Here is a 15,033-nt window from a genome sequence, read left to right as displayed (position 1 = left end):
GCCTACGCCGCGATCGGGGCGCGGGGCAAGTACTGCGCGCCGATGGCGATCAGCCGGATCACCGACCGCGACGGTGAGGTGACCACCTACAGGCCCAAGTGCCGCCAGGCGATGGACGCCGAGGTCGCCGACGCGGCGGCCGATGTGTTGTCGGGGGTGTTCACCAAGGGCACCATGCGCAACGTGGGCGGCATCGGCCGCGACGCGGCAGGCAAAACCGGCACCACCGACAGCTCCGCCACGGCGTGGTTCGCCGGGTTCACCCCCGACCTGGCCGGAGCGGTCAGCATCGGCGACCCACGCGGCTCGCAGGACTACAAGCTGAACAGTGTCACGATCGGCGGCCGGTACTACCCCTCGGTGTTCGGTGCCAGCATTCCGGGCCCGATCTGGAAGGACACGATGCTGGCGGCACTGAGGAACGTCGAGCCGACGCCCTTCACCCCGCTTGACACCGAACGGTTCGGCGGGTGCGGCCAGAGCTGCCAGCCCGCGCCGCCCCAGCGTGACGACACCGCGGACGAGGGCGGCGTCGAGGTCAACGGTCCCGACGATCCCGGCGGCTTCGACAATCAGGACGGGAACGGCGGCTTCGGCGGTCGCGGCGGGAACGGCGGCGGCCGGAACACGCCCTTCGGCCAGGGTGACGGCTGACGGGGAGCCAGGGCGGGAAGGGGGGTTTCGGCGGGGAAGGTGGCCGAAACACCCTCTTCGGTCGGGGCCATGGCTGACGAGAGGCCAGGCGGGAACGGTGGCGGTCTTCGGCGGGGTGACGGCTGACGAGGGGGCCAGGGCGGGAATGGTGCGGCTGGAACACTCTCTTCGGTCGGAGTGATGGCTGACGAGGGGGCCAGGGCGGGAACGGTGGCGGCTGGAACACCCCTTCGGCCAAGGTGACGGCTGAAGGGGAGCCAGGGGGGAACAGGCCCTTCGGGTCAGGGGGACGCCATGGCCGGGTGCCCCCGTCGTGCCTCACGCCGTCGAGGCCAACCGATGAGCGGTACGCAGACCACGCTTCTCGGTTGGCTCTCGACGGGGGCGTTCTCCGCGGGGGTCATGTCCTGCCGGGGGTGATCCCGTACCGCCGGAGCCGTTCGGCCTCGCCGGTGCGGCCGAGGCGTTTCAGCAGGTCGACCGCCTGCCGCAGGGCGCCGGGCAGGCCCAGTTCGGCGGCGCGCAGGTGGGCGAGGACCGCTCTTTCCGGGTGGCCGGTCTCGCGCAGCAGGACGGCGGTCCAGGTCAGGGCGGCGGTGTCGCCCGCCTCGGTACGGGCGTCCAGCCAGGTGATCGCCTCCTCCGTCCGGCCTGTCTCGTACATCAGGTCGACCGCGTGGTCCAGGGCGTGGGTGTCGCCGGTCTCGGCGCGGGCCCTGAGCCAGGCGACCGCCTCCCCGGAACGGTCCATCTGGTACAGCAGGGTGGTGAACCGCCCGAGAGCCTCGGTGTCGCCGGTCTCGGCGCGGGCTCGCAGCCAGGAGACGGCCTCCTCGGCCCGGCCCGTCTCCTGGAGCAGTTCGACCGTCTTCCACAGGGCGTCGGCGTCGCCGGTCTCGGCGCGGGTCGTGAGCCAGGTGATCGCCTCCTCGGTGCGGCCCGCTCGCTGGAGCAGCTCGATCATCCGCCACCCGGCGTCGGTGTCCCCCGACTCGGCGGCGCGCCGGTACGCGGCCAGGGCCTCCTCGGTCCGGCCCGTCTCCTGGAGCAGTTCGACCATCCGCCAGCCGTCGCCGGTGTGCCCGGTCTCGGCGGCGTGCCGGTACGCGGCCAGGGCCTCCTCCGAGCGGCCCTCCCGGTGCAGCAGGGCGGCCATCGGCCAGTGCGACCCGGCGTTTCCCGCTTCGGCGGCGCGCCGGTGGGCGGCGATCGCCTCCGCGGTCCGCCCGGCCCTCTCCAGGAGGTGGGGGAGCAGATCGAGGGCGAGCCGGTCGCCGGTCTCGGCGCGGGCGTACAGCCAGGTGATCGCCTCGCCGAACCGGTTCGACTCCCGCAGCAGTTCGACCGCCTCTTCGAGGGCGAGGCGGTCGCCGGTCTCCGCCCGGGTTCTCAGGGCGGTGATCGCCTTCCCCGTCTGTCCTGTCCGCCGGAGGAGGCCGATCGACCGCCAGTAGGCGTAGGTGTCGCCGGTCTCGGCGCGGGTGCTCAGCCAGGTGATCGCCTCCTCGGTGTGTCCCGTCTCCCTGAGCAGGTCGATCATCTTGGAGATCGCGCGATGGTCGCCGGTCTCGGCGCGGGCGCTCAGCCAGGTGATCGCCTCGCCGAACCGGTTCGACTCCCGCAGCAGCTCGACCGCCTCCCACAGGGCGTAGGTGTCGCCGTTCCCGGCGCGGATCCGCAGCCAGGTGATCGCCTCCTCGGTCCGTCCCATCTCCCGCAGCAGGGCGACGGCCTGCTTGAGGACGTGGCCGTCGCCGGTTCTCGCGGCACGGCGGCAGGCGACGACCGCCGCATTCGGGTGGCCGGTCCTGTACAGCAGGGACGCCAGCCACTCCGGGGCGTCGACGTTCCCGGTCTTCGCGGCGCGACGGTAGGCGGTGAGGGCCTCCTCGTGGTGCCCCGCCCGGTCGAGGAGGGCCGCGGTCCAGACGGGGAGGCCGGAATCGCCGAACCAGTCGTGGGCCCGCAGCCAGGCGAGCGCCTCCCCTGGCCTTCCCTCGGCCACGAGCAGGGCGACCGCCTCCCTCGGGGCATCGGTGTTCCCCGCCTCCGCGGCGCGCCGGTAGGTGGCGATCGCCCTCTCACGGTGTCCGGCCTCGTCGAGGAGGGCGGCGGTCCAGCCGAGGGTCCGGGGGTCGTCCTGCCCGCCGTGCACCCGCAGCCAGGTGAGTGCCTCGGCGGTACGTCCCACCTTTCTGAGCAGGGCGATCGCCTCTCGCGGGGCGTCGGGGTCACCGGCCGTGGCGGCGGCTCCGTACAGCAGGAGGGCGTGGTGGTAGAGACTGCGGGCCCGCGCCTGGGCGGCGAGGCGCGGCCGCTCCTCGGGGTCGGCGTGGGAGACCAGCGCGTCCCACAGGGCCGCGGGGATGGGGCGCGTCCGGCGCTCGGCGCGGCCGAGCTGTTCCAGGTGGTCCGCCAGCCGGTAGCGGGGGGACGGGGACGGCTCGTCGTGGCGGGGGCCGACGCGGGAGAGAGGGCCGTGAGCACCGCAGGCGTAGGCCAGGGCCCGTTCGAACCAGTCCCGGGGCAGGGCGCCGTACTCGTAGCCGGTCAGGCAGTCGAACGCGGCGGTCTTCAGGAGGGCGTGGGGGAGGGTGGGGCCGTGCCCCGCGCGCCGGGCGTCCATGGCGGCCTCGATCACGGCCTTGGCCGGGGCGGGCGCGTTGCGGTAGCGCTCCACCATGCCGGGCACGCCGGTCAGGTACTGGGTGATCCGGCCGTCGCGGGCCCCCGCGTACGCGCGCTCCAGGCGTGGATCGCCGCGCGCCGCGTCGCGCACCGCCTCCAGGAGGGGGCCGGTGAAACGGTCGGGGACGTGGATGGCCGCGCCGCTCATCAGCGCCCGCGCCTGGGTACGGGGGTCGTCGCCGCCCGCGACGGGAGCCGAGGTGAGGGCGGCCCAGTACTCGGGCCACAGGGTGCCCAGGACCAGCACCGGGCCGCGTTCCGGGTCGCTCACCAGGGCCCGCAACCCGGCGGCGACGCGCTCGCCCAGGCCGCCCGCGGGGGTGAGCAGGTAGGACTGTGACTCGTCGAGCCACACGACGGTCCGCGGCGCGAGGGAGCCCAGGGCCACGGCGGTCGCCTCGGGAGGGCCGGGATCGGCCGGGTGCCACAGCCGCCACCCGCCGGGCAGGAGCCGGACGGCCTCCCAGCAGGCCCGGGTCTTGCCGGTGGACGAGTCACCGACCAGCATCGCGACCGCGCTGTGCCCGGCCACCGCCCGTCGTACGACGGTGGCCAGGTGGTCGTCGTGGGGGCGCGGCACGTAGGCGGGCAGGCCGGTCATTCCGGCGGCCTCCGCGCCCGCGTCGATCGCCCGGTGCACCCCCAGCGGGAACGGGTCGGTCAGAGAGCGGATCGGCGACCCGGTCGGCGAGCTCAGGCGGGCCTTCTCTTGGATGATCAGGAGCGGTCGCCGCCGCACGTGGCCGCTGCTCTCATCGCCGTTTTTCATCTCTTTTCGCCACTCATCGCAACATCATCGCTCGCCGCGCAGCATACGAAAGGTTGAAATCAACAATAATAAGGTGACAAATATGCTTCTGTCGTAAGCCGTGGCTCGATTTCCGGCTGGCCGGGATGCGCTGGAGAAATGTGCCCTGATGACGATCATCGATCAGGAAAGTGCACTTTTCGCTATTTTAGCCGATAATAGGTATTCAGACGTTTTTAACGTAGATTCAGGAGATATTTTCGGTCCTGACGTACGAGTTCAGGGGCCCCGCCCTCCGTCGACGGATCGCCGGACGGGGGCGGTCAGGCGAGCTTGTCCAGCCGGGCGATGTCGTCCTCGGTCAGCCGCAGACCGGCCGCGGCGACGTTCTCCTCCAGGTGGGCGGTGGAGGAGGTCCCGGGGATGGCGAAGGTGACCGGGGAGCGGGACAGCAGCCAGGCGAGTACGACCTGGGCGCGGCTCGCGCCGTGCCGACCGGCGACATCGTCCAGGGTGAGCTCCTGCTCCCGGGTGGGTGCCATGCCGGGCGGAGCCTGTGACGTGTCCAGGCCGGGCCTCAGCATCCCCGCGGAGAGGGGGAAGTACGGGACGAAGGCGATCCCGTGCTCCTCGCAGGCGGCGAGGACGTCGGAGCCGCCCCGGTCGAGAAGATGGAAGCGGTTCTGCACCGCGGCCACGGTGTCCAGCTCGCGAGCCTCGGCCAGCTGGGCGGTGGTGACCCCGCTGAGCCCGAGGTTCCGGATGAGACCACGCCTTCGCAGCTCGACGAGCGTGGCGAAGGATTCCGCGAAGGGCGTGTCGTCGGGAAAGAGCAGGCCGTCGCCGCCGACCCGCAGGTAGACCAGGTCGAGGCGTGCCCTGCCGAGCCGGGAGAGGTTCTCCTCGACCTGGTCGCGCAGTTCGGCCGGTGCGGCGGCGGGGTTCCATCCGCGCCATTCGTCGCGGACCACCCCGACCTTGGTGGCGATCACCAGATTGTCGGGGTAAGGGTGGAGTGCCGCGCGGATGAGGTCGTTGGCCACGTGTGGTCCGTAGAAGTCACTGGTGTCGATGTGGGTGACACCGAGTTCGACCGCCCGGCGCAGAACGGCACGGGCCGCCGCCGGGTCTGCCGGTGGTCCCCAGGCCCCGGCGCCCGGCAGCTGCATGGCTCCGAAGCCGAGGCGGCTGACGGCGGGCCCGTCGCCGAGCGGGAGGAGGCCGCCGGGAGCGGCGTGGTCGCTGGTCATGTGTGGTCTCCCTTTACGGGGTCCGGCGCGCGGGTGGCGAGCCGGACGCGGATGGAGGCGACGGTGATGCCGGGAGGATGCCGTTCGAGCTTGCCGCGGTTGGCCAGGTCGTGAACGCCCTGGCGGGTGATGCCGAGCATGCCCGCGGCCACGGACACGGAGACGGCGACGGCGGTGGGATGCCCCGCCCTCCGGAGCACGGCCTGGCCGAAGGGGGTGCCCCACCACCCGGCCGGTGGATCGAACGGGGCGTCTCCCGGGTACAGGGCGCTCACCAGGCGGATCGCGGTGTGCGTCGCGGCCTGGTCGTCCTGGCCCAGCAGTGTCTCGGCCCAGGCGCGGGCCTCCGCCGCCAGCCGGTCCCGCATCAGGTCCGCCGTGCCGAAAAGGATGTCGAGCGGATCGAGCAGGCGGCTGCCGACGACCCTCTCCAGATCGTCCGCGAGCGCGTCACGCGCCTCCGTCCAGGTGTCCATGCTTCCTCCCCTACTTGACGTTGGGCGTCAAGCGCTGGTGATCAGCATCAACTACTTGATGCTGAACGTCAAGTAGTTTCCATGGGGTCGCGAAGGCGCTCGGCCGTCGTATCGAGCGGGATTTCGATGAGATCGGCCATCGCTTGATCCGGGACGTACGGGCACGTCGGCCGTCCGTCACCGTTCGTGCTCCCGTGTCCCGCTGTCCTGGCGGGTCGCTCGAATCGTGGGTGCGGGCCGGTGCGCCCGGAGGGTTTTCGGTCCGGGCGGCCTCGGTCAGGCGGAGCCGGAGACGGAGACGAACCCGGAACCGGGACGGTAGTTGGGAGACTGGTGCCGGAAGTAGGCGTTGTAGACCTGGCAGTAGTGACCACCGCGGGCCAGCAGCGTGGTGTGGTCGCCCTCCTCGACGATCCGGCCGTGGTCCAGCACGATGATGCGGTCGACGTGCTCGATCGTGGACAGCCGGTGCGCGATGACGATGGAGGTGCGCTCGGCCAGCACCCGGTCCAGGCCCTCCTGGATCTGGGCCTCGGTCAGCGGGTCGACACTGGCGGTGGCCTCGTCCAGGACCACGATCGCCGGATCCTGGATGAGCAGGCGGGCCAGCGCGACGAGCTGGCGCTGGCCCATGGACAGGGCGCGGCCGTGCTCGCCGACGTCGGTCCGCAGGCCGTCGGGCAGGGCGTCGACCCAGTCGCCCCCGCCGACCGCCGCGGCGGCGGCGAGCACCTCCTCGTCGCCCGCCTCCGGCCTCGGGTAGCGGATGTTGTCGGCGACGGTGCCGCTGAACAGGAACGGAACCTGCGGGACCGCGCCGATCTGCCGCCGGTATCCGGCCAGGTCCAGCGTACGGACGTCACGGCCGTCGATCGTCAACCGGCCGTCCTGGAACTCGTAGAACCGGGTGATCAGCTTGCTGAGCGTCGACTTGCCCGCACCGGTGTGGCCGACCAGCGCGACACTCTCGCCCGCCTCGACGGTGAGGTTGAAGTCGCGAAGGACGGTGCTTCCGGCTTCGTAGCCGAACCTGACGTCGCGGAACTCGATGCGGCCCGCCAGCCTGCCGACCGGCTGGGAATCGGTCTGCACGACCCGGGGTGGCGCGTCGATCAGGGCGAAGACCCGCTCCGACGCGGACAGGCCCTGCTGGAACTGGGACCAGAACGCGGCGATGGAGGTGAGCGGGAACCAGAAGAGCGAGACGCCCTGGAGGAAGAGGAACCAGTCGCCGCCGGACAGGCGCCCGCCGAGCACGGCGGTGCCGCCCAGCTGGACGAGCGCGACCGTGGCCAGCCCGGCGACGAGGAAGAGCACGGGGAAGATGCCGGAGAAGACGAACCCCTGCCTGAGCGTCACCTGGTAGCTCTGCCGGTTGATGGGGAGGAACTCGTCGTAGATCCGCTGCTCCTGGCGGAAGTTCTTGGCGACGGCGATCCCGCCCATGGTCTCCTGCAGGGTGGCGTTCACCCGGCTCAGCGAGCGCTGCGCCCTGCGGGTGCTGCTCCGGGCGACCCGCCGGAAGAGCAGGGCGACGCCCACCACGATCGGCGCCACGAGCAGGGTCAGCAGGGCGAGTTCGACGCTGCGCAGGAAGAGCAGGATCGTGACGAAGCCCACCATCAGCACCTGGCTGATCAGGTCCATCGTCAGGGTGGAGACGGTGGCGAAGTCATCGGTGTCGGAGGTGACCCGGCTGACGATCTTGCCCGACGGGGTCTCGTCGTAGAACGACAGGTCACGCTTGAGCACGGCGTCGAACGCGTCCTCGCGGAGGTGCAGGACGACGTCGCCGGTGACCTTCGCGCTGTACCACTGGCGGACGAAGTTGAACAGCCAGCCGAGCACCCCGGCGAGCAGCAGGCCGGCGGTGAGCTGCCAGCCCACGCCGGTGATCGTGCCGTCCTCGATCCCGTCCACACCCCAGCTGACCAGCAACGGCATGATCGCCTGGCTCACCGAGAACAGCACGATCATGACCGCGACCAGGATCATCGACCCCAGCTTCGGCCGGAAATAGGACAGGATCCGGCGGAGGAGGTCACGGTCGCTGTAGGTGCGGTCGTAGTCTTCGGCGTCGAGGCCGTCCATGACGAAGCCCATCAGCCCCGCGCTCCCTGCTCGCCCGTGAGGACCACGGCCGGGTCGGTGGTGTCGCCGGACACGGCGCCGTCGGCCGTGTCGGCTGTGTCGGTCGCGTCGATCTCGTCGTAGTGGGAGAAGATCCGCCGGTAGAGGCGGCTCCTGGCGAGCAGCTCGTCGTGTGTGCCGTAGTCGACCAGCTCGCCCCGGCGAAGCAGCAGGACCTTGTCCGCCCAGCGGATCTGGGAGAGCCGGTGGGTGATCAGAAGGGTGGTGCGCCCGTCGAGGACGCGGCCGATGGCCCGCTGGATCCTGTCTTCCGTGGCGGAGTCGATCGCACTCGTCGAGTCGTCGAGCACGAGGATCGCCGGATCCGTCAGCAGCGCCCGCGCGATGGCCAGGCGCTGGCGCTGGCCGCCGGAGAGGGTGATGCCGCGCTCACCGATGACCGTGTCGTAGCCGTCGTCGAGCTCGCCGATGAACTCGGCGGCCTGGGCCTCCTCCGCGGCCCGGACGACGGCGTCCCGCTCCACCCGCTGGCCCAGGCCGAAGGCGATGTTCTCGGCCACCGACCGGGAGAAGAGCACGATGTCCTGCTCGATGGTGGAGATCTGGGAGCGCAGCGAGTCGAGGTCCCACTCGCGGACGTCCACGCCGTCGACCAGGATCCGCCCCTCGGTGACGTCGTAGATCCGGGGGACCAGCTTCGCCAGGGTGCTCTTGCCCGAACCGGTCTCGCCGACGATCGCCACGGTCTCACCGGGCCGTACGGCGAACGTCACCCCGCGCAGCACCGGGTCGCCCTCCCCGTAGCCGAACGTCACGTTCTCGAAGACGATCGCCCCGCCGATCGGCGCGGTGTGGCCGTCGGCGCGCTGCCCGAGCTCGGTCTCGGTGTTCATGATGCTCAGGATCCGGCGGGAGGACACGACGCCGATCTGGACCAGCGAGAAGGTGAAGATCGAGATGTTGGTCGGGAAGCCCATCATGCTCACCAGGCCCATGAAGGCGACCAGCTCACCGATCGTGATGGCACCCGTTGCCTGGAGGTGGAGGCCGTGCCAGAGCGCCCCGGCCATCGCGAAGGCGAAGAGCAGGGTCGGCAGGTAGCGGGCCTGGACCAGGCCGTTGTGGGCGAAGGAGTCGCGGTAGCGCCGCGCGCGGGTCCGGAACCGTCGCCGCTCCTGGTCCTCCTGCGCGGTCACCTTGATCACCTCGATGCCGCGGACGGCCTCGTTCAGCCCGGCGTTGAGATCGCCGAACTGCTCCCGCATGCGGGTCGCCACGGGATTGAGCCGTCCCATGTAGTGGCGGAGCGCGACGACGAAGGTGATCGCGAAGACGCCGGGCACCAGCAGCAGCCGAGGATCGATCGCGGTGATGAAGACCAGGGGAACCAGGCCGGTCAGGCCGGAGTCGACGATCAGGTCGATCCCCGGGCTGATCATGATGGAGAGCTGCCGGATGTCGTTGGCCGCCCGCGCCATCAGGTCGCCGACCCGCTGCCTGTTGTGGAAGGTCTGGCTCTTGCCGAGCAGGCTGACGTAGAGCTCGTCCCTGGCGTCCCGCTCCAGCCGCTTGGCCAGGACCTCGCTGGCCATGCGCGCGACGAGGTCGAAGGCGCCGCGCGCCACGACGACCGCGAGCAGCCCCAGCGCGATCGCGCCCAGTGCCCGCGCCCCGCCGCCGCCCTCGCCCAGCACGGCGTCGAACGCCTCGCCGGTGAGCCCGGGGACCGTGGCGTTGAGCACGACCATGATCAGTGACGAGCCGAGGAACCCGGTCAGCTGGACCGGATGGCGGCGGACATGGGACCAGAGCCAGCGCACCGGACCCCGTCTGTCGTACGGGCGGCCGGAGACGGAGAACTCCGAACTGCTGGTGGCCACAGGCTCGCTCCCGAGCAGATCGAGGGTGAAGGTCGAAACTGTTTTCTATCACCGGGCACCGACGGTTTCCCACCGCATTTTCTGGCCCCGCCCGCCCGGGTCCGCCCGGCCCTGCCCCTCCCGGTCCAGCTCAGCCCCGCCCCGCCCGGTGAGGAAGCCGGAGGAGAACTCAGGGGAGAGAGGCGCACGCGCCTGATACCGGGATGCCTGACACGGAAACCGGCGTGTACCCTGCGCGGGGAACTGTGGAGGGAAATCGTCGTGGGGCACGTTGAGGTTGGTCATCTGACGTACGTTCTGCCGGATGGGCGGCCGTTGCTGGACGACGTGTCCTTCCGGGTCGGCGAGGGGGTCAAGGCGGCGCTCGTCGGGCCCAACGGGGCGGGCAAGACGACCCTGATGCGGCTGATCGCGGGCGACCTGCAGCCCGTCGACGGGAGCGTCGCCAGCTCCGGCGGCCTGGGCATCATGCGGCAGTTCATCGGCAGCATCCGCGACGGCAGGACCGTGCACGACCTGCTGGTCAGCGTCGCCCCGCAGCGCGTACGGGAGGCGGCCGGGCGGCTCGACGCCGCCGAGCTCGTGATGATGGAGCGCGAGGACGAGAAGGCGCAGATGCGCTACGCGCAGGCCATCACCGACTACACCGACGCGGGCGGCTACGACATCGAGGTGCTCTGGGACACCTGCGCCATGGCCGCCCTCGGCATGCCGTACGACGACTGCAAGTACCGCGAGGTCAACACGCTGTCGGGCGGTGAGCAGAAGCGGCTGGTGCTGGAGGCGCTGCTGCGGGGGCCCGACCAGACGCTGCTGCTCGACGAGCCGGACAACTACCTGGACGTGCCGGGCAAGCTCTGGCTGGAGCGGGCGCTGCGCGAGACGGCCAAGACGGTGCTGCTGGTCAGCCACGACAGGGAGCTGCTGGCCAACGCGGCCGACCGGATCATCACCGTCGAGTCCGGCAACATCTGGGTCCACGGCGGGGGCTTCCGCTCGTACGCCCAGGCGCGCAGGGAGCGCAACGAGCGCCTCGACGAGCTGAAGAAGCGCTGGGACGAGGAGCACGCCAAGATCAAGCGCCTGGTCCTCATGCTGAAGCAGAAGGCCAAGTACATGGACACCATGGCCGCCGCCTACCACTCGGCCCAGACGCGGCTGCGCAGGTTCGAGGAGGCCGGGCCGCCGGAGGCGGCGCCCAAGGAGCAGTTCATCAGCATGCGGCTCAAGGGCGGCCGGACCGCCAAGCGGGCGGTGATCTGCGAGCAACTGGAGCTCACCGGCCTGATGAAGCCGTTCGACCTGGAGATCTGGTACGGCGAGCGGGTCGCGGTGCTGGGTTCCAACGGGTCGGGCAAGTCACACTTCCTGCGCCTGGTCGCCGGGGAGGAGGTCAGGCACACCGGCGTGGCCAGGCTCGGCGCCCGGGTCGTCCCCGGCCACTTCGCCCAGACGCACGCCCGCCCCGAGCTCATCGGCCGGACGCCCTGCGAGATCGTCATGACCGAGCACGCCCGGCTCAAGAACGAGGCCATGAAGGTGCTGTCCCGCTACGAGCTGGCCGGGACCATCGCCGAGCAGCGCTTCGAGACGCTGTCCGGCGGTCAGCAGGCCCGGTTGCAGATCCTGCTGCTCGAACTGTCGGGCACCACCCTGCTGCTGCTGGACGAGCCGACCGACAACCTCGACCTGGCCAGCGCCGAGGCTCTCCAGGAGGGGCTGGACGCCTTCGACGGGACCGTGGTCGCCGTCACCCACGACCGCTGGTTCGCCGATGACTTCGACCGGTATCTGGTCTTCGGCGCAGATGGAAAGGTCTACGAATCATCCGAACCGGTATGGGATGAGGCCAGGGTGGTCCGGCAGAGGTAAAGACTCGGGCCGTTTCCGGCGCGCTTAGGTGGGCGGGGGACCGTCACCGGTTATCACGGCTAGGTGACGCACAGCACCCGAATCGTCGGCGCCCTCGCCCTCCTCCTGCTTGTCGGATGCGCCGGATGCACCGACGACGACGAGGAGACGAAGCAGGCCGCCGCGCTCCAGCCGATCGCGGTCAGGGAGCAGGCCTCGTCCATCATCAAGGGCGATGATGGGTATGTGGTGAATTGGGCAGGAGTGCTGGCCAACACCAACCCGTGGCACTTCGGCGAGCACGTCGTGGCCACCGTGGTGGCCAAGAACTCCGAGGGCAAGGAGGTCGTCCGGCTGGAACAGCCGCTGGACGCCGTGCCCCCCGCCGGGACGCTCCCCTTCACCGGCCAGGTGGTGACCCAGGACAAACCCGCCAACGTGAGCATCGCGTACCGCCCGGCGCGCTGGCACCAGGCGGGCCGGATCGTCTCGGCCTTCCAGCCCTTCCCGGTACGGGAGGTGCTGACCGACCGCACGGCGGACGGCGACTATCTCGTCACCGGCTACGTCGGCACCCCGTACGTGATACCGGCCCGCAGCCTGGCCGTCACCGCGCTCCTGCGCGACAAGCGGGGCAAGCTGCTCGGCGGCGGGAGCACGTTCGTGGACAACGTCCAGGCGGGCCAGAAGCGCCGGTTCATCCTGCAGATCAAGAGCGTCCAGGACACCCGCGACATCGCCTCCGCCGAGGTGACCGCGCGCACCTGGGGATCGAGCAGCCGTCCCTTCGAGCAGCTCGCCCTCGGTGGTTCGCTGCCCCTGAACACGGTCAAGCCGAAGATGCCCCCGTTCGCCAAGGACCGGGGCAGGCAGACCCCCCTCGCGGGCGCCGTCTCCCCGTGATCGCGTGATCTCCTGGTCGCCCGCCGGTGGCCTGATGTCCGTGACCGGGGGCCTTTCCCTCGACGCACCAATATGCACGATTAATTCTGCTAAATGGATATTCATCAATATTTATGATTGCTATTGGCGTCGAGTTTTTTACTCGATTCGTTGACGTGGCGAAGACAGTCGAAGTCACCGCCCGCGAACTGCTGCATTTACGCTTACTCAGCGTTTACCTTCGATTACATGGCTGACAGTGTCCTGGTCGCGGCGTTGCGCGCGAGGAGTCCCGGAGCCCTCGCCGATCTCTACGACACATACGCGGAAAGCGTCTACCGATACTGCCGTTCAATGCTCACCACCCCCGGCGCCGCCGAGTCGGCGCTCCTCGGCACCTTCATCGCCGCCGAGGCCCATGTTCACGCGCTCGCCGACTCCCGTCGGCTGGAGGCGTGGCTGTACGCACTCGCTCGGGGGGAGTGCGTACGGCGTCATCTCGCCGGGGAGCCGGAGGCGCGGGTCCCCGCCCCGGTGGTCACCGCCGGAGGCGACGCGGACCTGCGGGTGATGGCGTGGAACGCCACCCGGAGCCTGTCGCCCGACGACCGGGAGGTCCTCGACCTCAGTTGCAGGCACGGCTTCGGGCCCATCGACCTCGGCGCGGTCCTGGGCGTCACCCCCAAGGTCGCGGGCGCGCTGTACGAGTCGGCGAGGGAGCGCCTGCGCGACGTCGTCACCGCCGAGGTCCTCGTCCGCAAGGGGCCCTACGACTGCGCGAGCCGGGCCCGCATGCTGACCGGCTTCAGCGGCGAGTTCACGCCGGAGGCGCGCGAGCGGGTCATCCGCCACGTGAACCGCTGCGACACCTGCGCCCCGCACCGGGTCAGGCAGGTCTCCGCGGCCAAGGTCTTCGACCTGCTCCCCCTGGTCGCGCTGCCACCCGCGCTGCGCGCGTGGGTGATGAGTCACTTCACCGACCCCGAGCAGGTCCCCTACCGGCGCGACGTCGCCCACCGGGCCGGTCCCCTCGACAGCACCGGGTTCCCCGTCGGCAGCGCCCGCGAGAGCCGTCGCCGACCCTACGCGCTGGCCGGTGCGGCAGCGGCGGTCGCCGCGGCGACGGCGCTGGTCCTGGTCCTCGCCCAGACGATGGTCGAGCCGGGAGGCGCGGGTTCCGGTGTCGCGTCGGACACGTTCCCGGCGGTGGCGGAGCCTCCGGACTCCCGGAGGCCGGGTGAGCCCAAAAGGGAGGGCGGGCCCGTGACGCCGGAGCCCGTCGGGGAGGGGGTGGCCGTCGAGCGGATCGGTTCGCTCGGGGCGACGGAGCCGGTCGGCGCCATCGGACCCGGCCTTGGGAGCGACCGGCCGGGAGGGCCGGGCCCGATCGGCCGCGAGGCGGCGGACCCGCCCCGGCGGGCAGGCGACGAACCCTCCGGCGAAGGCCCGGCGGGTCCGGTCGATGAAGGACCGTCAGGACCGGTTGGTGAAAGGTCGCCCGGCGAAGGTCCGGCGGGTCCGGCAGGTCCAGCGGGTCCGGTTGGTCCGGTTGGTCCGGTTGGCGAAGGACCGGCCGACCGTCCGGCCGCTCCGGCGGAGAACCCGGCCCGGCCCTCCCCGCCCGTGACACCAGGACCTTCCGGGTTCGGTACGCCGGACAGGCACCCGTCCCGCGATCACCACGGACACTCCTCCCGCCACTGCCGGACCCTCCACCGACCGGCGAACCCGGTGCCCCCTCGGCTGCCCCCGGGTTCCCCGCAGGCGGACCCGGCACCTCCGCGGGCGAACCCGAGACCTCCCGGAGACGCGACGGGCCCGGGAAGAGGGCACGCGGCCCCCCGGCCTCCGTACGCGGCCCCCCGGCCCCCTCAGGCGAACCCCCGGCCTCCGCACGCCGATCCGCGAGGCCCGCGTGCCGACCCCGGCCACCCGGGGCCCGGTCCGGGACGGGTCCCCGACGGTTCCCGGCCCGCCTCCACCGGTCCGGGGCGGACCTCGGACGGCCCGGAACGCGTCCCGGCCAGCAGGAGCCACGGACGGACCCCGGACGGCGCCTCGGACGACGCGAGCCGGGGCCGTGTTCCGGACCACGCGGGTCAGGGCCGCACTCCGGACGGCGCGGGCCGGGAAAGGTCCCCGGACGGCTCGGGGCAGGGGCGTTCCCCGGGAGGCTCCCCGTCGGTTTCCATCGCCGCGACCCCCGCCGCCAACCCCGTCGCTAACCCCGTCGCGCCCCCCGCCACGTCCCCCTCGCGGCCGGAGCCGCCCGCCCTCCCCGGGCCGCCCGCCACACCGGTCTGACCGATCTGCGCCGTTCCCCCAGGCCCGTTTGCTTCCCCTGGTTTCCGGCCCGCCCGGCTCTCGGCCCGCTCCGCGTACCTTCGCCAAGCGGGCCGTACGGATGTCCGGGGAGAAACCCGCCGCGTCCCCGCCGTACGGGGGCCTGGTCGTGGGGTTCGGGGGTCGGGACCCTCGTCGGCGGGGGTATTGTGGCGGGCGGTGAACACGGG

General features: G+C 71.4%; 9 protein-coding genes. 4 read left to right on the top strand and 5 right to left on the bottom strand.

The window, feature by feature from the left end; all coding sequences use genetic code 11:
* Positions 1-654, top strand: a 654-nt coding sequence (locus ACW9TB_RS11575; RefSeq protein WP_472747967.1) for a penicillin-binding transpeptidase domain-containing protein, incomplete at its 5' end; no start/stop codon positions are given.
* 400 nt (positions 655-1,054) lie between these two features.
* On the opposite strand, the gene ACW9TB_RS11570 is transcribed toward ACW9TB_RS11575, so the two are convergent.
* The 5 genes from ACW9TB_RS11570 to ACW9TB_RS11550 form a co-directional block, all read right to left on the bottom strand.
* Positions 1,055-4,111 (bottom strand): tetratricopeptide repeat protein, encoded by a 3,057-nt coding sequence (locus ACW9TB_RS11570; RefSeq protein WP_472747966.1) that lies wholly within the window; start codon positions 4,109-4,111, stop codon positions 1,055-1,057.
* 302 nt (positions 4,112-4,413) lie between these two features.
* Positions 4,414-5,340 carry an oxidoreductase gene (locus ACW9TB_RS11565; protein ID WP_472747965.1) on the bottom strand — a complete coding sequence of 309 codons (927 nt, stop codon included), beginning with the start codon at positions 5,338-5,340 and terminating at the stop codon, positions 4,414-4,416.
* Positions 5,337-5,816: a hypothetical protein gene (locus ACW9TB_RS11560; protein ID WP_472747964.1), complete on the bottom strand. Its 480-nt coding sequence runs from the start codon at positions 5,814-5,816 to the stop codon at positions 5,337-5,339. Before ACW9TB_RS11560 ends, ACW9TB_RS11565 begins: the two co-directional genes overlap by 4 nt.
* A 276-nt stretch (positions 5,817-6,092) precedes the next feature.
* Complete coding sequence (locus tag ACW9TB_RS11555) at positions 6,093-7,919, bottom strand: ABC transporter ATP-binding protein (protein WP_472747963.1); 1,827 nt, start codon at positions 7,917-7,919, stop codon at positions 6,093-6,095.
* On the bottom strand, positions 7,919-9,787 hold the full coding sequence (locus tag ACW9TB_RS11550; protein ID WP_472747962.1) for an ABC transporter ATP-binding protein: 1,869 nt from the start codon (positions 9,785-9,787) through the stop codon (positions 7,919-7,921). Before ACW9TB_RS11550 ends, ACW9TB_RS11555 begins: the two co-directional genes overlap by 1 nt.
* A 261-nt stretch (positions 9,788-10,048) precedes the next feature.
* Between ACW9TB_RS11550 and ACW9TB_RS11545 the strand changes: the two genes are divergently transcribed.
* The 3 genes from ACW9TB_RS11545 (at position 10,049) to ACW9TB_RS11535 (ending at position 14,824) form a co-directional block, all read left to right on the top strand.
* Positions 10,049-11,659: an ABC-F family ATP-binding cassette domain-containing protein gene (locus ACW9TB_RS11545; protein WP_472747961.1), complete on the top strand. Its 1,611-nt coding sequence runs from the start codon at positions 10,049-10,051 to the stop codon at positions 11,657-11,659.
* 63 nt (positions 11,660-11,722) lie between these two features.
* Positions 11,723-12,541 carry a hypothetical protein gene (locus ACW9TB_RS11540; protein WP_472747960.1) on the top strand — a complete coding sequence of 273 codons (819 nt, stop codon included), beginning with the start codon at positions 11,723-11,725 and terminating at the stop codon, positions 12,539-12,541.
* A 228-nt stretch (positions 12,542-12,769) separates the two neighbouring features.
* Entirely contained in the window at positions 12,770-14,824 is a 2,055-nt protein-coding gene (locus ACW9TB_RS11535) for an RNA polymerase sigma factor (RefSeq protein WP_472747959.1), read from the top strand.
* Positions 14,825-15,033 lie beyond the last annotated feature (209 nt).

It is taken from the genome of Streptosporangium sp. H13245, from assembly GCF_055690525.1.
This window is presented reverse-complemented; position numbering and strand designations above follow the sequence as displayed.

Coding starts and splice junctions, on each gene's coding strand:
- ACW9TB_RS11555 (WP_472747963.1), bottom strand. CDS start 7,919: ATGGGCTTCGTCATGGACGGCCTCGACGCCGAAGACTACGACCGCACC.
- ACW9TB_RS11565 (WP_472747965.1), bottom strand. CDS start 5,340: ATGACCAGCGACCACGCCGCTCCCGGCGGCCTCCTCCCGCTCGGCGAC.
- ACW9TB_RS11560 (WP_472747964.1), bottom strand. CDS start 5,816: ATGGACACCTGGACGGAGGCGCGTGACGCGCTCGCGGACGATCTGGAG.
- ACW9TB_RS11535 (WP_472747959.1), top strand. CDS start 12,770: ATGGCTGACAGTGTCCTGGTCGCGGCGTTGCGCGCGAGGAGTCCCGGA.
- ACW9TB_RS11570 (WP_472747966.1), bottom strand. CDS start 4,111: ATGAAAAACGGCGATGAGAGCAGCGGCCACGTGCGGCGGCGACCGCTC.